The sequence below is a fragment of the Brucella lupini genome (assembly GCF_002252535.1).
Taxonomy (GTDB): Bacteria; Pseudomonadota; Alphaproteobacteria; order Rhizobiales; family Rhizobiaceae; genus Brucella; species Brucella anthropi.
Genome location: NZ_NNRN01000023.1, coordinates 33579 through 49789, shown reverse-complemented (window position 1 = coordinate 49789; position 16211 = coordinate 33579). Strand labels below are relative to the sequence as shown.

The following is a 16211-nucleotide window of genomic DNA, read 5'->3' as shown; positions in this document are numbered from 1 at the left end:
TATCGGTATTTCTTTGCTAGATGTCGCAATGCCTGAGGGCGTCTTCGATATTGCTGAAGCGCGGGAGAGGCTTTTCCGAAATGGATTTGTCGATGTCCTTCAGACCAGAAGCCGTGACAACCGCGACAGCGCTTTCATCTCCGCGGATTATGTTTCGACGTCGTGCTGTCGCGATAGCAGCGAGCGGCATCACGGAAGAAAGCTCCAAAAATACGCCTTCGCTCGCGGCAATTCGCTCTTGAAAGGCGACCAGACCGTCATTGGCGACGGGAATGGCGGTGCCGTTGGAAGCGCGTAGCGCCTTGAGGGCCTGGTATGTGCTTCTTGTCGCTCCAACCGAAACGGCGAGCGCATTGAACGAAGCGGCCATGTCGGGTATCTGGTCGCTTCGAGTCTCAAGCGCTGTGGCGAGAGAGCCATGCGCTTCCGCCGCAAGCAGGCGCGGCATCCGGGCGATCAATCCGTCTACCATCAACTCGTGAAATCCGAGCCAGGCGCCCGCGATCGCGTCGCCATAGCAGACCGGAAACGCGCACCAGTCCGGCACTTTCCCATTGAACTGTTCGATTATTTCGTAGGCGAGGGTTTTGTACCCCTCGATGCCGATCGGATGGCTGCCGACAACTGGATGTCTGTAAGGCGACGTTGCAAACCAACCATAGCGTTCGACACCCTTGGCGAGAAACGGCCAGCGCTCCTGCTTGTTTTCGAAGGGTACGATTTTGGCGCCATATTTCTGGATTTGCGAGAGCATGGGCCCCGCAGAACCCGCAATGGTCGCAACGATGCACTCAAGTCCCGCGCGCGCTGCATAAGCGGCGAGCGATGCACCAGCGTTTCCGCTTGAACTCGTTGCGACGACTGATGCACCTGCCTCTACCGCGGCCGTTACCGCGACGGTTGAGAACCGATCCTTATGTGACCAAGTTGGATTGTAGCCCTCGTTCTTGATGAAAAGATTTGGCACGCCGATCACTGCACCGATCCGTTCCGATCGAAGGAGTGGTGTCAGACCTTCGCCCAGAGAGACAGCGGAGCTCTCATCAAAAGGGAGCCTTTCAGCATAACGCCAGAGCGAAGGCAGCCGGGCTATTCCCTTAACGGTCGAGGTTGCAGGAGTGGGAGCACGATAAAGCACTTTCAGATTTGAAGGAGCGATTTCCAGACATGACGGGCAACCGCGTGAATCGATCGGCATGTCGATCGGAAATTCGTTACCGCATCGATAGCAGGAATATGCTGCGATCCTGTTCATCATCACAGCACCATCAGGCTGTCGCCATTGTTGGTCAGCAATTCCGCGCCGCCCGAACGGACGACAAGCATATCCTCGACCTGAAGGCCAATATGTCCCAGTTCGTAATACGGCGTCTCGATACAGAGAACCATTCCCTCCTCAAGGATATCGGAGCTGCCTGCGGCAAGAAGCGGAAGATCATATCCATCCAGACCGATGCCATGGCCAACATGACTGCGTTGGTAATGAGGGATGCCCTCTGCGCGTACCGTATCGACAACGATTTCAAAGATCTTCGATACGGAAACGCCTGGGCGGATTTGCTCAATGCCTCGCTGAACGCCTCTGTTCAGCGCATTGTACTTGGTCCGAACTTCCTGCGATGGCTCTCCAAAGCTGACATTTCGCGCAATATCCGCACGATAGTGCCTGAAGTGGCCGCCGACATCGAAACGGATCATATCGCCAGCCTTGAGTGCACGATCTGAAGGCTGGACATTCATCAATGCGCTACGCTCGCCAAAACCGATACAACCCAAAACCGGAAAGCCATCTTCCTCGACCGTCTGGCCGTGAAATACTCTGGCGAGATCATGTTCTGTCGCGCCGACGGTCGCAACTTTAAGCGCAGAAGCAATGGATCTCTCGGTAATCGCGCCGACGGTCGTGAGTCTTTCAATCTCTTCAGAAGTCTTGACCGCCCGAACCCATCGGAACAGCGCAGCGGCGTTAATCCAGTTGACGTCGGGGAGCTCGCTACGCAGCTTCTCCATATCGCCAGGCAATAATCCGCTTTCATCAAGGCCAATGCGGGCCTTCAACAGCCTTTGTAAGCGGATTTCTGTTATAAGGGCATCAATTGCATTGCTGTCGTCAGGCAGATTGAAGAGTTCTTTCTGTCTAAAACTTACCGCGTCGAGTTCCGTTGAAGAGGCAGTATCGACAGTGAAGGAGCCGAATCTACGGACTTTCGTATCAACGTTTTGATCGGCGAGGAGATCGAGTGTGGAAGTTCCAGTGATGACAACCGAGGATTGAATGTCCGTTTTCGCTTGACGTAACACGAAGGCCTGCGGTCCGCGCCTGATCCATTGTGGCAGACACCAGAAACCACTTGTGTAAAGGACATTTTCTGGTGACGTAGCCACTATTGCCGCTAGATCATGTTTGATCATTGCTGTTTGAAGACGTTCTTCGTGTAGTAACATTGGCTATCCTTTCCTCCTCAAAATTTACGTTTCTTCAAAACCCAATCCTTTCGAGATACGATCCGCAGCCGTAACTATCTTATCCGCTACGTCGCTGATCTTGACCTTTGGGTAGACCGCACGCGGAAATGCGATACTTATTGCGGCTGCTACCGAGCCCGCCGCGTCATAAATTGGAGCTCCAACCGAAATGACTCCCTCTAGATTCTCCGACATGGCCGTGGCGTACCCGAGCGAGCGTCCAAGACGTAGTTGCTCAACCAATTTGTCTACTTCCACGACTGTTCGTTCTGTAAGGCGCCGGAGCGGTTCATGGCCAAGCAGATCTGCAATCAACCTATCGCTCATACCGAATAGCAAAGCCTTGCCGAGAGCGGTTGAGTGAAGCGCCATCGACTCACCAGGATGGGCGCGAATGACGACAGGACTGTCGGATTGTACGGCGAGTACATAAACGCCAGCAGATCCGCGTCTAACGCCAAGGAAGCCGTTGAAACATCCGCCAGCCGCCAGCTGTTTGAGTTCTATTTCCGCAAGTTTCAGAAGTCTGCTGCGTTGAAAAACATGCTGCGCAAGCCCAAGCACAGCGTAACCAATTTGGTAGCGGCGATTGTTTTCTTGTTCCACGTGACCTTGCGCAGCCAATGTATTCAGCAGCCTTTGGGCAACTGAGGGTGTCAATTCGAGCCGTCGTGCAATTTCCCGCACACCTAAGGGTTCACGTGCGTCTTTGAGCAAATTGAGGATCAGAAGGCCTTTTTCAAGCGAGAGATTGCTACTCATATTTTGTTCCAATTATAAGAACATTGTTCCATATAATGTACATTAAAGTCCTTACGTCGACTGCGTGTCAAGCGGAATGTTCATTATAGTGTGTCGTCATATAGTGTACGCCACTGCAACCGTCGTCAGATGGACATACGCTCGGTTGTTGGTCTCAATGTTCAGAGAATTCGGCGAGAACGCCGCCTGTCGCAGGAAGAATTGAGCTTCCGTGCGGCGAAGACACGTGCCTATATTAGTGGGCTGGAAGCGGGGAAGCGCAATCCGACCATTTTAACGCTCGCGATGCTGGCCGATGCCCTTGCGGTCGAGCCGAACGATCTACTCCGCCGACAGCAGAAGGTTGATAAATAAGGAAATAGCGGCCCAATCACCTTTATTTTTGTGGCGTTAGGAAGGGGCGCTCAATGAGGCGTTCCGCATTAAATTGCAGGGCAAGAGACAATGCCTCAATGGTCTCCAAGGTGGGAGAGCATTCTTCTCGTTCGAGTTTGCCAATGAAGTTTCGATCAAGGCCAGCGAACTCGGCCAAGCGTTCTTGAGTAAGGCCAGATTCTTGACGACAAAGCCGCAAATTTCTCGCAAAGATAGCTGTGAGTCTCATGCAATCTAGCAATCCAAATTTTCACGATCAAAGCCACCTACTATAATAATCAAACGCATGTGGTCGGTCTTGCGGCACCGTAGCTTAGAGCGATATTTCTTTGAACGAATTTAGCTGGCAGTGGATTTGTAGTTCAAAAGGATTTCTGCAGTCTTTTTCCTGGAAGATATGAGAGAATATTCAATGATCTCTAGGTCACGGGCTTCTGTTTCGCTCGACAGTTAGAGGTAAAACAGTTGCAAAAAGATGGGGTATTCAAGAAATCCAATCGGAAGCTGCTGACCTCACAGGAGAGAATTGTGTTGTATTGGACCGCGGAGGGAAAAACACGATGGGAAATCTCTATTATTCTGGGGGTTGCGGAAACCACAGTCGTAACTCATCTGCGAAATTCACGTATCAAGCTAGGTGCGACGAATAAAACGCATGCGGTTGTTGAAGCAATTCGTCACTCCGAAATATCGGTATTCAACAAGTCGCATGGGTTTGCGCCACAGGGCAGTGGGCCATTTCCATTAGCGACAAAACACGGAGCCAATACGAACGGTGGATCGCGCGCACCGCTTTTTAATGCCGCCCGTTTTCATAGGCTCAGCGAGTCGATTGCGAATGCGCAGTCTCCTGAACAATTTTTTGGGGCGATTGACAAGAGTTGTGCCGTCTTAGGTTTTGATGCTGTCATTCTTTCCTGCCACAAATCAACCAAGGAATCGCTGTTGCTCGACCCAACATACTGTACCATTCCGTTGGATGTCATGCGTGAATATAAGCGTCTGAACTGGATTGAGAGTGATGTCCTGCTTGCACAATTAATTGGTGGTAATCGCGCTTTCGTCTGGGATAGCACCTACGACCGCTACAGGGATATTCGAAGCCAGAGCTTTCTTAATTTTCTAAAGCGATTCCGTTTGGTGACTGGGATCTTGGTGCCTCTTGAAGATGAAGAAGGTTTCAGAAGTTTTGTGGCGTTTCACGCCTACCTCGAGCGCGACTTCGATATAAATACCGTTAAGGTAGTGCGCGAATTCGGAATGAAGGCGAAAAAGAAGGCAGCAGAACTCGGATTATAGTCGGCTTTGAAGCGCGATCCAGAATATGGAAAGGGTTTGCAATGCACGAATTGAGTATTGAGGGTTTCATTCGTTCGGTAGATGCTGTTGGTGTGTCGAGGGTAATAACAGACAAGATTAAACCATTTTGTCTCTCGGTATCGACTGAACGACACTCGACTTCATTTGTGTTTTCAAATGGAAAGGCCGTAATGAAGTATGAGAAAAATGGAATTTCTATTTTCATTTCGGCCAATGGCGTTGTTGAGTTTTATGGAATTCGATCAATTATCTATTGTTATATATTATCGTTAATTAAAGAAAATAGTATATACTGGTTTCCGTCCAGAAAAAATATTTAGAAGAGAATGAAATTCCGTTATGTGCAGGCTGACTTCAACTTTGAAGCTAGGTGTCGATAATATTAAACAAAAGTGCGTGTCAGTGGTGATCACAAATCAACCGTCGTTTAACTCACCGAACCGACCAAAATATTCAGCAGTTGTGTAAATGGAAGCTGTCGTGAATGCTGGTCAGTTCGACTTCCGTACCGTTTTTTCTATATTAATTTTATCAGTAAAAATGAGGGAGCCTAACCAACAGAACGAATTTGCGCAAAAACCTCAGGCGCAAACTCGAACTGTCGTGCTGTGCCTCTACCCATGGAATTCTTGCCCATTGTTTCGGTCAGAATGCCGCGTTGCACAAGGGATTCCATCGTTTCAATGACGCCGCCACGGGTCATTCCTGTAAAAACCATAACATTTGCAAGGGTTAAAGGCTCGTGAGCCTGATGCATCATGTAGAGAATGTTTACCATTCCAATCTGTTTGATGCGGGATTGAGGTGATTCATCCGCGAGCGGTTTTTCGAGAATTTCACGAACCGCGAAGACCGCCAATGCCTGACTTTGCCATCGATCACTTAAAAAGCTTGCCATTCTTTTAACTATGCATTATTTGATTAGTATGAGTGCTGGTGACCTTACTTCATCATAACGTCGAAAGACGGTCGATAACGGAGTTATGAGCATGAGAAGCTTTCTCTTAAAACTTGCGATAGGGGTTATGGGTTGCGGTTCACTATACCTCATTCAAGCTCCCGACGCTCGCGCCGAAAGCTGGGGATGCCAAGTTATCCTGTGTTTATCCAATCCTGGCGGCCCAATGCAATATTCCGAATGTCGACCGCCTATCCAGAAACTTTGGAGTTGGCTGGCCAGAGGCCATTCATTTCCCACTTGCAATGGTATTGGTTTCAAAAGCTCGCGGCCGCGCTATGAGCCGTATTATTGTCAATCCGGATATCGTCTATTTGCCGGACAAAGTGCAGGCGGACGTGCGGCGACATGTATCTCAACATCTCTTCAGGCTGTGGATGGCGCCTTTTGCCGGAACGAAAGAAGCATCGCCTCCACTGAAAAGACGGTCATCTCGCCGCGAATGCAGCGAAACAATAGCCGCAATCAATGCTTGGCATATGTAACCACCCGGCCATTCGTTCGCGAAAAACCGAGTTATATCGATGTGACCATCGACCGCTTGGGTAAACACAGAGTGTGGTACTAAGCCATGCCTGTTTCGTTTCTCGTTCTCGCTCAAACTTGCGCAGCTTTTGTTTCGCCCGAAACGCTTGCCGGTGTCGTCAGCCTGGAAAGTGGTTTTGCCCCTTTTAATATTCGCATTAACAGCGGTTTGCCGCTCAAGCAGCAACCGGCGACCAAAGCCGAAGCGATCGAGGTTGCAACTTCACTTGTCGCCGGGCAGCAGGACATTCAGCTTGGTCTGGGCGGTATCAGCCTTGAGGACTTGAGAAAATCAAATCTATCGATCGCTGACGCATTCGATCCCTGTTTGAATCTCAAAACAACTGCTCATCTTCTCGATGGCTATTATCGCCATGCAGTCGAGGAAAATTTCGACCCGATAAGGGCTGAAAAACGGATGCTGATATCCTGGTATGGGCGTGGTGACGCCTCGATCGGTGAAATGGTCCGATACGACGAACAGGTCTTCCAGAAAATCAAACAGCTCCGGCCAAGCATGGCCAAGCTCGTCATCGAAAATGCCGTGGAGAAAAGGGGCGGGGCGCATGAAACATCTGTTGGCGCTGTGACAAGCAAAAGCGGACAGAGTGCGGCCAATAATGCTGCGGAGGAAGCAGCTTCCGTCCCATCTCTATCCTCGTGGGATGTCTTCAGGAGCCCACGCAATTTATCGGTTCTCGTGTTTGAGAACAATCAAAAGGAGCAAAGCGAATGAATTTCTATTGCCGCCTCCGCCCAATTGTCGCCTCTTGTGTTATGGCTGTTGCCATTGTGCCAATAGTGAGCGCGCCTGCATTTGCACAAGCCGCTGGCATCGAAACCATTCTCCAAAACATCGTTGATCTCCTCACCGGCAACATATTCAGACTGCTTGCGACCATTGCGGTGATCGTGATCGCCATCGCATGGATGTTTGGTTACATGGATTTGCGTCGGGCAGGGTACTGGATCATCGGGATCGGCATAATTGCTGGTTCATCCGAGCTTGTTGGCACGATCGTTGGAAGCTGAGCGATGACAAGTGTTGGACCAATCTTCGAAGAAGACACGTTGTTTCTCGCCTGCACCCGACCCGCTATGGTTGCTGGCGTGACGATGGAGGCCATGGGCATCAACGTCATGGCAACGACGATATTCTATCTCCTTGCTGGCTCGATTTCCTATGCTCTTGTCGGCATCGTTTTCCATTTCGTTTTTCGAGCTCTCATCAAACACGACCATAACATGTTTCGCATTGTGCTCGCATGGGTGGATACGCGTGGTCGATCTCGCAATAGCGGATATTGGGGTGGGGCAACGCTATCTCCGCTTTGCCTGATACGTCGATATGATGAAAGGGATCTCAACCTTGCCTGACATCATGAAGCTAAAGGTCCGAGAACTTCGACCGGAAATCTACATTCCTTACGTCCGTCATGTCGATGAGACGACGATTGCTCTTAACGCCGGAACGCTGATGGTGATGATCGCACTGGAAGGAGTGTCATTCGAAACGGCAGATGTGCTCGATTTGAATGGATTACACCGTGACCTCAACACCCTTTATCGCAACATCGCCGATGAGCGGCTTGCCTTATGGACGCATGTTATCAGGCGGCGGAACGACAGTTATCCGGACGGAGAATTTTCGGCAGCGTTTTCGAACGCCCTTAACGAAAAATATCGCCTCAAGATGGCTGGCGAAAACCTCTTTTGTAACGACCTTTATCTCACGCTGCTCTGGTCTCCGGCCCGTTACGGTGCAGATAAAACCACGCGATTTTTTTCAAAGCTAAGACGAGCGCAAAATGTCGAACTTGATGAGGAGGCGTTTAAAGATCTTCAGGACAAGGTGATTAATGTAACTGCAGGCCTGGAGCGGTTTCAGCCGCGCGTGCTTTCGCTTTACGAGCGAGGCGGGCTTGTATATTCACAACTGAGCGAAGTTTTGCACCAACTGGTTGGTGGTAGGCGCGAGCCCGTTCCGTTGACGGAAGGACCAGTTTCTTCCGCTATTTACTCTGACCGCGTTATCATCGGGCGAGAAACTGTCGAGATCCGGCACGAGGCCGAAAACCGCTATGCCGGTATACTGAGTTTCAAAGAATATCCAGCTCGCACCAGAACAGGCATGCTCGATGGAGTGCTCTCTAGTCCATTTGAATTTATCCTGACGCAATCCTTTGCATTCACCTCCAAATCAGACGCTCGATCGATCCTGGGTCGTAAGCAAAATCAGATGCTTAGCAGTGGTGACAAAGCAGCATCCCAGATTGGTGACCTCGACCGAGCGATGGACGACCTTGAATCAAATCGATTTGTTCTGGGCGGGCATCATCTTTCGCTTGCCGTCTTTGCTTCCTCCGTCAAAGATCTCGCCGATAACCTCGCCAAGGCGCGGGCAAGTCTTACGAGCGGTGGGGCCGTCGTTGCACGCGAAGATCTTGGATTGGAAGCCGCCTGGTGGGCACAGCTTCCTGGGAATTTCCGCTACCGTGCACGGTCCGGGGCGATTACATCGCGTAATTTTGCAGCGCTTTCACCCTATCATTCGTATCCGATCGGTCAGAAGGACAATAACGAATGGGGACCAGCTGTCGCGCTATTGAAGACGGCTTCCGGGTCACCGTTCTATTTCAATTTTCATTACGGCGATCTCGGCAATACCTTCATGTGCGGACCATCGGGTACCGGTAAGACGGTCATCATCAACTTCATGCTTTCTCAACTCGAAAAACACGATCCTCATGTTGTGTTCTTCGACAAGGATCGTGGAGCCGACCTTTATGTGCGGGCCGCCGGCGGAACATATCTTCCGCTTAAAAATGGTAGTCCGACCGGATGCGCTCCTTTAAAGGCGCTCGAGCTCACGCCTGAAAATAAAGTGTTCCTTGCTTTATGGGTTGGCAAACTTGTTCGCTCCAACGTTCGAGATTTGACCGTAACCGAACTGCGTGACATCGCTGTTGCGATCGATGGCCTATCAGATCTGCCTAGAGAGCGCCGAACGATTGGTGCACTACGCACATTCTTGAACAATACCGATCCTGAAGGGATCGCTGCCAGGCTTCGCCGTTGGGAACTCGAAGGGCCGCTTGGCTGGGTGTTCGACAATGACGATGACGATATTGGCCTCAACGAATTTGCCCCGATGAGGGCAGGAAGAGGCGGGAAATTCGTCGGCTACGACATGACGGAGTTTCTCGACCATGAAGAAATCCGCACGCCCCTTATGGCCTATCTGTTTCATCGTGTCGAACAGCTGATTGACGGAAGACGCATACTCATCGTCATCGATGAATTCTGGAAAGCGCTGCAGGACGATGGCTTTCGCGATCTGGCGCAAAACAAGCTCAAAACCATCCGCAAGCAAAATGGTCTGATGCTGTTTGCAACACAAAGCCCGCGCGATGCGATTGTCTCTCCAATTGCTCATACGATTATCGAGCAATGTCCCACGCAGATTTTCCTCCCGAATTCGCGCGGTAATCACGCTGACTATGTCAATGGGTTCAAGCTTACCGAACGTGAATACGAACTGATTGCGCGCGAACTATCAGTCGAAAGCCGGCAATTCTTGTTGAAACAGGGTCACAACAGCGTCGTTGCAGAGCTCGACCTGAACGGCCTTGATGATGAACTGGCTGTTCTTTCCGGTCGTACCGGAAATGTCGAGCTTGTCGATACGATCCGCGCTGAAATCGGGAACGATCCTGCGGACTGGCTTCCAGTTTTCCTGAAAAGAAGGAGTGCAAGTTGATGGCTTCCTATAGACGTTTTTGCGCAATGATGGCTGCAGTGCTGACCTTGTCGACAGGAGCTGCGATGGGGCAGGGCATCCCTGTCATTGATCAAACAGCGATCGCCAAACATCTGGAAAGTATCGCGCAGTTGAAATCGCAGCTCGATGCTCTTCATCAGCAGATTGAGAAGGCCGAAGAGCTTTATACCTCTTTCAACAAGCTGACAGATATGGCGGATGTCGCACAGGTTCTCAATGATCCAGCGATCCGAAAAGCCCTTCCGCCGGAATTTTCTGCCCTGGAAGGATTATTTGAAGGCAATGGCAGTGGGGCGTTGAACGATGCTGCAACAAAATTCCTCGACAAAAATACGACCTACAAAACTTCCGCTGACGATTTTTACGCAAAAGAACTGTCCCGTGTGCAGAACAAAAATGCCGGCCAGATGGGGATCGGCCAGAAAATTTACGACACAGCAACAAAACGCATCGAAGGAATTGATGAACTACGTCAGAAAATTTCCACGGCAAGTGAAGCCAAGGAAATTGCCGATTTGCAAGCAAGGCTTCTGGCCGAGCAAGCCTTTGTGCAAACCGATGTGCTGCGCATGGAAGGCTTGCGCATGGTTCAGCAGGCGCAAACGCAGGTTGATGATCAGCGCAAGGCAGAAGATTGGCGCCGTCGCATGGATGCAATGAAGGGGGCGCTGAAATGAAAAATGTCCTGATCCTGACAGCGTCCGTCCTTCTGTCTGCATGCACAGAGAAAGCTGAAGCGACCTATACGGTCGAAGAATTGTTGACCGATCACGGAATGCTGTCACGCATTCTCGACAAGTGTCGCAATAATCCAGGTGAGTTGCGCAATACGGTTAACTGCATGAATGCCGAAGCAGCCAATAGCAAGTTGCGTTTCCAGAATATGCGCAAGGCGCTTGGAGGCTAGCACCGTGTATCACGTTTTCGAGTTTATTGATGGACAATTCAAGCGGCCGTTGGAGATGTTCATATCCGATGGGACGTCGAACATTGCCGAATGGGTTTCCGGCCCGCTTACTGTTGCCGTGACCCTTTACGTTATCTTGTTTGGTTATCTTATTTTGCGCGGTTCGGTGCATGAACCCATCCTTGATTTTGCTTTTCGCGCGATCAAGCTTGCGATCATCATGACGCTGGTCAAGAACGCCAGCGAATACCAGACCTATGTCACCAATATTTTTTTCGAACAGCTGCCGCGCGAGATTTCGCAAGCTTTAAATTCCGGTGCGGCGCCGAGCGCATCGACCTTCGATAGTCTGCTGGATAAAGGACAGAACTCAGCGACCGACATCTGGTCACGATCCTCCTGGCCCATCGATATTGTAACTGGTGTTGGCGGATTATTGGTAATTGGCGTGAGCTTTCTTGTCGCGGGAATAGGCTATGTCGTTTCACTTTATGCGCGATTGGCACTAGCCATCGTGCTGGCGATCGGCCCAATCTTCATTGCATTTGCCATGTTCCAGTCGACGCGACGCTTCACAGAGGCCTGGATCGGACAAGTGGCAAATTTTGTCATTCTTCAGGTTCTTGTCGTCGCTGTTGGAGCGCTGCTGATTGCATGCCTCGACACAACTTTTACAGCAATCGAGGGCTATTCCGACGTCTTGATGCGTCCCATCGCGCTTTGTGCCATCGGCATTGCCGCTCTTTATGTCTTTTATCAGCTTCCAGGCATCGCTTCGGCTCTCGCGTCCGGCGGAGCGTCTCTGGCTTATGGCTACACAGCTTCACGCGATGCGCATGAAGGATTGCTTGCCAAAGCAACGTCGCGGAGCGCGGGGTTTGTGGCTCGCGGCACACGCATGATGAGAAGAGCATTGTGAGCGAAGGAGACCTGCTTATGACCTCGTCTGCGGCGATGAAAAACAGGTATTTGTCAGTAATCAAACCGACCTTGTTTCTCGGGATCGCGCTCGCACTTGTCAGTTGTGCGTCGCTGACAAATCCCTTGCCGAAATGCGATGGAAATGCGCGAAGACCTCTGAACCGCGCAATGTGGCAATGGGAAAGATCGAGTGCATCGCCGAAGCCCGATGCGCAAGCCATCACGCGCTTTGTCCATGAGAACAAACAATCGAGCGCTTTTGATCATTTCGATATTGATGCCTCTTTCGGCGATTGCGAGGATTGATGGTCACGACAGACAATCTCAAAAGCTATTTCGAAAAAGCGCGTCGCTTTGATCAAGACCGCATGATCGAGGTTGAGCGTTCAAATCGCTTGGCCTGGTCGATCGCAATTGCGGCCGGAATTGTTGCTGGCATATCAATCCTTGCAGTTGCAAGCCTTGCGCCGCTGAAAACTGTCGAACCTTTCGTGGTTCGCGTCGACAATTCCACCGGGATCGTTGATGTCGTTTCCGCGCTGTCGGCGACTGCTGGTACTTACGACGAAGCCGTGACCAAATATTTTGCAGCAAAATATGTTCGTGGACGCGAAGGCTACGTCTGGAGCGAAGCCCAGGAAAATTTTCGAACAATTGCGCTTCTATCCACACAGGCAGAACAGGCGCGGTTTGCGGCCACTTATCGCGGCAGCAACCCGCAATCACCACAAAATGTCTATGGCCGCTCTGCCACGGTGCGGATTAACATCGTCTCCATCGCGCTCATCAATCAAAACGTGGTGTCGGTACGCTACATACGTAGCCTAACGCGCGGTGAAGAAGTCCGGACAACTCATTTTGTTGCGACCCTTACCTATTCCTACGCCAACGCTCCCATGTCATCGACAGACCGACTGGTGAACCCGCTTGGTTTCGCGGTTAGTGAATATCGTGCAGATCCGGAGGCAATCGATTGATGCGTTTTCCAATCATTGTCACATTTTTTCTGGCTTCATCCGCTTCCAGTGTCCTCGCGTTGGAGATACCAACAACAGCATCGCAGGACAGTCGTGTCCGTTTTGTCAGTTATCAGCCCTACAATATCACAAGGATCATCGGATCCTTGCGCTCCTCGGTTCAAGTCGAGTTTGCCCGGGATGAGGAAATTGCACATGTGGCGCTTGGCAACAGCGTCGCCTGGGAAGTCGCACCAGCCGGTAATATCCTGTTTTTAAAACCACGAGAAAACCAGCCGGTTACCAATATCTCCGTTGTAACGACACGTCGGGACGGGTCTACGCGCAGTTACCAGATGGAACTTAAGGTGCGGGAGGGTTCGGTAGAAGTCGGAGAGAATACTTACTTTTACGTGAAATTCCGATATCCACACGACGAAGCTGAACTGCGTCGCCAGCAAGCTGCGGCTCAGGCGCGCACAGCCCAAGCCAGAGATGCTGATAATGTGCTGTCGCTTCACGAGGCATATGGTCCGCGCAATTGGCGCTACTCCGCACAAGGGGCACAGGCACTGGAGCCGCAAAGCGTCTACGACAACGGTAAAATCACAACATTCTCCTTTGCGGGTAATCAGGAAATGCCTGCAATCTATATGGAAAATTCTGACGGTTCGGAGAGCCTCGTGCCCAAAACTGTCGATGGCAATCTGGTCATGGTCCATACGTTAAGCCGCAAATTCATTCTGCGACGGGGCAAAGATGTGCTGTGCGTATTCAATGAAGCCTATGACCGGGTTGGCATCAACCCTGCCACAAACACGACGTCTCCGTCCGTTGAACGCATCGTGAAACCGGATCTGGCGGGACAGGGGAAGTGAGTAAGATGGCCGAGAATGAGGAAGACAAGATCCCTGGTGAGCGCGCCGAAACGGTTACGGCTACACGCATCGACAATAATCCTGTTCTCAAGCGCGGGGCTGTTGCACTCGCCATTGTGTTGTTCATTGGCTTTGCTCTTTGGTCGACATCTGGAAGCAAAACAAAGGATAACAATAGCCAGACCGAGCGCGTCGTGATCCGCCAAACAACACCCTTTGAGGCGGCAAGAGAAAAGACAGAACCGGTTGAAGAAAAGCCGGAGGTAAAACTTCCAACACCGGTCCTTGAAGAACCTATGCCCGAAGTGGACGAATTGCTTGATGCCGCCCGTCGTGCGCCCGTCATGGCTTATAGCGGAGGGCAGAAAAATTCGCCCTCACGAGGCGGAGGGGGGAACGGTAATAATGCGGTAGAAGATAGGAATTTTATACCGATCGACGGCAATTTTATTGGCCAGAACCAGCAGAATGCCGATGAACAACGGTTCGAAAATCTGCTGCGGCCGACCCGACTTGAGGGTTCGCGCGCCGGTACGCTCGCAAATCGTGATTTCATCATCGCCATGGGGACTTCCATCCCTTGTGTGCTCGAAACGGCACTTGCCTCGGATCAGCCGGGCTTTGCAAGCTGTGTGATTAACCGCGACGTTTTATCCGATAACGGCCGCGTGGTGCTGATGGAAAAAGGAACCCAGCTTGTCGGGGAATATCGTGGTGGTCTCCAACGGGGTCAAAAACGTCTGTTTGTGCTTTGGAATAGGGCGAAAACGCCTCAAGGTGTGATCGTTACGCTTGCCTCGCCAGCAACCGATGCGCTTGGCCGCGCTGGCGTTGGTGGGCAGGTCGATACGCATTGGTGGGAGCGCTTCGGCAGTGCGCTTCTCCTTTCCGTCGTCGGCGATGCGACAAGTTACGCGAGCAGTCGTCTGCAAGACGGCAATTTTGATGCACAAAATACCGCGGATGCCGGCAAACAGGCTGCTGCCATTGCAGTGGAGCAATCAATTAATATTGCCCCGACACTCCACAAACATCAGGGGGAATTGGTCTCCATCTTTGTCGCTCGCGATCTCGATTTTGCAGGCGTTTACCAGCTCCGTGTAACCGAACCTGGAAATCGCATTCTCGATCGGGCGGCTTTGGGTGATTTCCAACCGCCATCGACGCTTGTGACAAAATAGGTGGACAAATGGCTGAAGCCCAGGACATCACCGTCGTTCGTGAACTTCTAAAGCCTCTTGCGGTCTTCCTGGATGATTGCTCGTTGTATGAGATCATTGTCAATCATCCGGGTCAGGTGCTGACGGAAGGGCCGGGTGGTTGGCAGATACACGATCTTCCTGGGCTTTCCTTTGAAAAACTCATGCGCCTTGCCCGGGCGGTGGCGAGCTTTTCCCATCAAACCATCAATGAAACGCGACCGATACTTTCGGCAACACTTCCAGCTGGCGAGCGAATTCAAATTATCATTCCACCCGCCACCACGAAAGGAACGGTCAGCATCACAATCCGCAAACCATCATCGCTTGATTTTACGCTTGATGATCTGGACGCCAATGGCTTTTTCTCTCATACGCAAACAAGCTTTCGTGCCCTTTCAAAAGAACAAGAACGTTTACGAGAACTCTACAAAAGGGGGCAATTCAAGGAGTTTCTTCGTCAAGCTGTTATCGCGCGGAAAAATATCATTATCTCTGGTGCGACAGGGTCCGCAAAAACCACTCTTTCAAAAGCTCTTATCAAGCATATTCCACAACACGAGCGTGTCATTTCGATTGAAGACAGCCCGGAACTTATAATTTCCCAACCAAATCAGGTGCGTCTGTTTTATTCAAAGGGCTCGCAGGGGGTATCGAATGCAGGTCCGAAGGAATTACTCGAATCGTGTCTGCGAATGCGTCCCGATCGAATATTGCTGCAGGAACTCAGGGATGGAAGCGCGTTTTATTATATTCGCAATATCAACTCGGGCCATCCAGGATCCATCACAACAGTTCATGCAGATTCTGCCAGACTTGCCTTCGAGCAACTGACTTTACTAGTCAAGGAATCGGAAGGGGGAAGCGCACTCGAACGCGCTGACATCCGACGTATGTTGGAGATTTCGGTTGACGTTGTTGTGCAATGTAAACGCACCGATGGAACGTTCCGCGCTGTTGAAATTTACTTCTCCGGCTGTGCGAACGATTGAGCACAATTGGTGGCGCAATAATGATTTTTCTGCTTTCTCGTCGTCCCAATTTGAACCTTTACCGCGCTGATTTCGCGTTTAATCGATTCTATTGTCGCGGTTGGGCTTTTTTGGTTGGCAGCAGCCTTTCCTATCGCATAAGCAACGAGGAGCTGGTTCCAGGAGTGCTTG

Annotated in this window: 20 protein-coding genes; 15 read left to right on the top strand and 5 right to left on the bottom strand. The window is 51.0% G+C overall.

Going from position 1 to position 16211, the window contains the following annotated elements:
* Nucleotides 1–16 precede the first annotated feature (16 nt).
* Genes CES86_RS02015 through CES86_RS02005 form a run of 3 tightly spaced genes read right to left on the bottom strand, consistent with a single transcriptional unit; the run spans nt 17 to nt 3228 of the window.
* Entirely contained in the window at nt 17–1258 is a 1242-nt protein-coding gene (locus CES86_RS02015; RefSeq protein WP_012090920.1) for a pyridoxal-phosphate dependent enzyme, read from the bottom strand.
* A complete protein-coding gene (locus tag CES86_RS02010) occupies nt 1258–2445 on the bottom strand; it encodes a M24 family metallopeptidase (protein ID WP_012090921.1) in 1188 nt (395 codons plus the stop codon). Before CES86_RS02010 ends, CES86_RS02015 begins: the two co-directional genes overlap by 1 nt.
* Before the next feature lie 24 nt (nt 2446–2469).
* Complete coding sequence (locus CES86_RS02005; RefSeq protein ID WP_012090922.1) at nt 2470–3228, bottom strand: IclR family transcriptional regulator; 759 nt, start codon at nt 3226–3228, stop codon at nt 2470–2472.
* A 129-nt stretch (nt 3229–3357) separates the two neighbouring features.
* Here CES86_RS02005 and CES86_RS02000 point away from each other — a divergent pair, with 129 nt between their 5' ends.
* Entirely contained in the window at nt 3358–3582 is a 225-nt protein-coding gene (locus CES86_RS02000; RefSeq protein WP_040129697.1) for a helix-turn-helix domain-containing protein, read from the top strand.
* A gap of 22 nt (nt 3583–3604) precedes the next feature.
* Here the strand turns inward: CES86_RS02000 and CES86_RS01995 are convergent, their stop codons facing one another.
* Nucleotides 3605–3832 carry a helix-turn-helix domain-containing protein gene (locus tag CES86_RS01995; RefSeq protein ID WP_094513457.1) on the bottom strand — a complete coding sequence of 76 codons (228 nt, stop codon included), beginning with the start codon at nt 3830–3832 and terminating at the stop codon, nt 3605–3607.
* A gap of 236 nt (nt 3833–4068) precedes the next feature.
* Here CES86_RS01995 and CES86_RS01990 point away from each other — a divergent pair, with 236 nt between their 5' ends.
* Nucleotides 4069–4902 (top strand): LuxR C-terminal-related transcriptional regulator, encoded by an 834-nt coding sequence (locus tag CES86_RS01990; RefSeq protein WP_012090925.1) that lies wholly within the window; start codon nt 4069–4071, stop codon nt 4900–4902.
* A gap of 571 nt (nt 4903–5473) precedes the next feature.
* Here the strand turns inward: CES86_RS01990 and CES86_RS01980 are convergent.
* The gene (locus CES86_RS01980) at nt 5474–5821 is read right to left on the bottom strand and encodes a hypothetical protein (protein WP_012090927.1); all 348 of its coding nucleotides are present in this window, start codon (nt 5819–5821) and stop codon (nt 5474–5476) included.
* 91 nt (nt 5822–5912) lie between these two features.
* Here CES86_RS01980 and CES86_RS27795 point away from each other — a divergent pair, with 91 nt between their 5' ends.
* From CES86_RS27795 to virB11, 13 genes are read left to right on the top strand one after another with little or no spacing between them, the layout of a single operon-like run.
* Nucleotides 5913–6449, top strand: coding sequence for a hypothetical protein (locus tag CES86_RS27795; protein WP_012090928.1), 537 nt, complete (start codon nt 5913–5915; stop codon nt 6447–6449).
* A 3-nt stretch (nt 6450–6452) separates the two neighbouring features.
* Nucleotides 6453–7142 (top strand): transglycosylase SLT domain-containing protein, encoded by a 690-nt coding sequence (locus tag CES86_RS01970; protein ID WP_094513455.1) that lies wholly within the window; start codon nt 6453–6455, stop codon nt 7140–7142.
* Nucleotides 7139–7438: a TrbC/VirB2 family protein gene (locus CES86_RS01965; RefSeq protein ID WP_094513454.1), complete on the top strand. Its 300-nt coding sequence runs from the start codon at nt 7139–7141 to the stop codon at nt 7436–7438. Before CES86_RS01970 ends, CES86_RS01965 begins: the two co-directional genes overlap by 4 nt.
* A 3-nt stretch (nt 7439–7441) precedes the next feature.
* Nucleotides 7442–7783: a type IV secretion system protein VirB3 gene (locus CES86_RS01960; RefSeq protein WP_094513453.1), complete on the top strand. Its 342-nt coding sequence runs from the start codon at nt 7442–7444 to the stop codon at nt 7781–7783.
* Entirely contained in the window at nt 7758–10166 is a 2409-nt protein-coding gene (locus CES86_RS01955; RefSeq protein WP_192802344.1) for a VirB4 family type IV secretion/conjugal transfer ATPase, read from the top strand. Before CES86_RS01960 ends, CES86_RS01955 begins: the two co-directional genes overlap by 26 nt.
* Nucleotides 10166–10864: a P-type DNA transfer protein VirB5 gene (virB5, locus tag CES86_RS01950; RefSeq protein WP_094513450.1), complete on the top strand. Its 699-nt coding sequence runs from the start codon at nt 10166–10168 to the stop codon at nt 10862–10864. Before CES86_RS01955 ends, virB5 begins: the two co-directional genes overlap by 1 nt.
* Nucleotides 10861–11094, top strand: a complete 234-nt coding sequence (locus CES86_RS01945) for an EexN family lipoprotein (RefSeq protein ID WP_012090934.1) — start codon at nt 10861–10863, stop codon at nt 11092–11094. Before virB5 ends, CES86_RS01945 begins: the two co-directional genes overlap by 4 nt.
* 4 nt (nt 11095–11098) lie before the next feature.
* The gene (locus CES86_RS01940; protein ID WP_040129683.1) at nt 11099–12013 is read left to right on the top strand and encodes a type IV secretion system protein; all 915 of its coding nucleotides are present in this window, start codon (nt 11099–11101) and stop codon (nt 12011–12013) included.
* A 35-nt stretch (nt 12014–12048) separates the two neighbouring features.
* Nucleotides 12049–12321 (top strand): hypothetical protein, encoded by a 273-nt coding sequence (locus CES86_RS28255; RefSeq protein WP_080728170.1) that lies wholly within the window; start codon nt 12049–12051, stop codon nt 12319–12321.
* The gene (locus CES86_RS01930) at nt 12321–12992 is read left to right on the top strand and encodes a virB8 family protein (RefSeq protein WP_094513449.1); all 672 of its coding nucleotides are present in this window, start codon (nt 12321–12323) and stop codon (nt 12990–12992) included. The genes CES86_RS28255 and CES86_RS01930 overlap by 1 nt, the downstream gene beginning before the upstream one ends.
* A complete protein-coding gene (gene virB9 / locus CES86_RS01925) occupies nt 12992–13849 on the top strand; it encodes a P-type conjugative transfer protein VirB9 (protein WP_094513447.1) in 858 nt (285 codons plus the stop codon). Before CES86_RS01930 ends, virB9 begins: the two co-directional genes overlap by 1 nt.
* A 5-nt stretch (nt 13850–13854) precedes the next feature.
* Nucleotides 13855–15030 (top strand): type IV secretion system protein VirB10, encoded by a 1176-nt coding sequence (virB10, locus tag CES86_RS01920; protein ID WP_094513446.1) that lies wholly within the window; start codon nt 13855–13857, stop codon nt 15028–15030.
* Between the two features lie 8 nt (nt 15031–15038).
* Nucleotides 15039–16040 (top strand): P-type DNA transfer ATPase VirB11, encoded by a 1002-nt coding sequence (gene virB11 / locus CES86_RS01915; RefSeq protein WP_094513445.1) that lies wholly within the window; start codon nt 15039–15041, stop codon nt 16038–16040.
* Nucleotides 16041–16211: the final 171 nt, after the last annotated feature.

Excerpts from the sequence above, each read along its gene's own strand:
- CES86_RS02015 (WP_012090920.1), bottom strand. The coding sequence starts at position 1,258 with ATGATGAACAGGATCGCAGCATATTCCTGCTATCGATGCGGTAACGAA.
- CES86_RS02010 (WP_012090921.1), bottom strand. The coding sequence starts at position 2,445 with ATGTTACTACACGAAGAACGTCTTCAAACAGCAATGATCAAACATGAT.
- CES86_RS02005 (WP_012090922.1), bottom strand. The coding sequence starts at position 3,228 with ATGAGTAGCAATCTCTCGCTTGAAAAAGGCCTTCTGATCCTCAATTTG.
- CES86_RS02000 (WP_040129697.1), top strand. The coding sequence starts at position 3,358 with ATGGACATACGCTCGGTTGTTGGTCTCAATGTTCAGAGAATTCGGCGA.
- CES86_RS01995 (WP_094513457.1), bottom strand. The coding sequence starts at position 3,832 with ATGAGACTCACAGCTATCTTTGCGAGAAATTTGCGGCTTTGTCGTCAA.
- CES86_RS01980 (WP_012090927.1), bottom strand. The coding sequence starts at position 5,821 with ATGGCAAGCTTTTTAAGTGATCGATGGCAAAGTCAGGCATTGGCGGTC.
- CES86_RS27795 (WP_012090928.1), top strand. The coding sequence starts at position 5,913 with ATGAGAAGCTTTCTCTTAAAACTTGCGATAGGGGTTATGGGTTGCGGT.
- CES86_RS01970 (WP_094513455.1), top strand. The coding sequence starts at position 6,453 with ATGCCTGTTTCGTTTCTCGTTCTCGCTCAAACTTGCGCAGCTTTTGTT.
- CES86_RS01965 (WP_094513454.1), top strand. The coding sequence starts at position 7,139 with ATGAATTTCTATTGCCGCCTCCGCCCAATTGTCGCCTCTTGTGTTATG.
- CES86_RS01960 (WP_094513453.1), top strand. The coding sequence starts at position 7,442 with ATGACAAGTGTTGGACCAATCTTCGAAGAAGACACGTTGTTTCTCGCC.
- CES86_RS01955 (WP_192802344.1), top strand. The coding sequence starts at position 7,758 with ATGAAAGGGATCTCAACCTTGCCTGACATCATGAAGCTAAAGGTCCGA.
- virB5 (WP_094513450.1), top strand. The coding sequence starts at position 10,166 with ATGGCTTCCTATAGACGTTTTTGCGCAATGATGGCTGCAGTGCTGACC.
- CES86_RS01945 (WP_012090934.1), top strand. The coding sequence starts at position 10,861 with ATGAAAAATGTCCTGATCCTGACAGCGTCCGTCCTTCTGTCTGCATGC.
- CES86_RS28255 (WP_080728170.1), top strand. The coding sequence starts at position 12,049 with ATGAAAAACAGGTATTTGTCAGTAATCAAACCGACCTTGTTTCTCGGG.
- CES86_RS01930 (WP_094513449.1), top strand. The coding sequence starts at position 12,321 with ATGGTCACGACAGACAATCTCAAAAGCTATTTCGAAAAAGCGCGTCGC.
- virB9 (WP_094513447.1), top strand. The coding sequence starts at position 12,992 with ATGCGTTTTCCAATCATTGTCACATTTTTTCTGGCTTCATCCGCTTCC.
- virB10 (WP_094513446.1), top strand. The coding sequence starts at position 13,855 with ATGGCCGAGAATGAGGAAGACAAGATCCCTGGTGAGCGCGCCGAAACG.
- virB11 (WP_094513445.1), top strand. The coding sequence starts at position 15,039 with ATGGCTGAAGCCCAGGACATCACCGTCGTTCGTGAACTTCTAAAGCCT.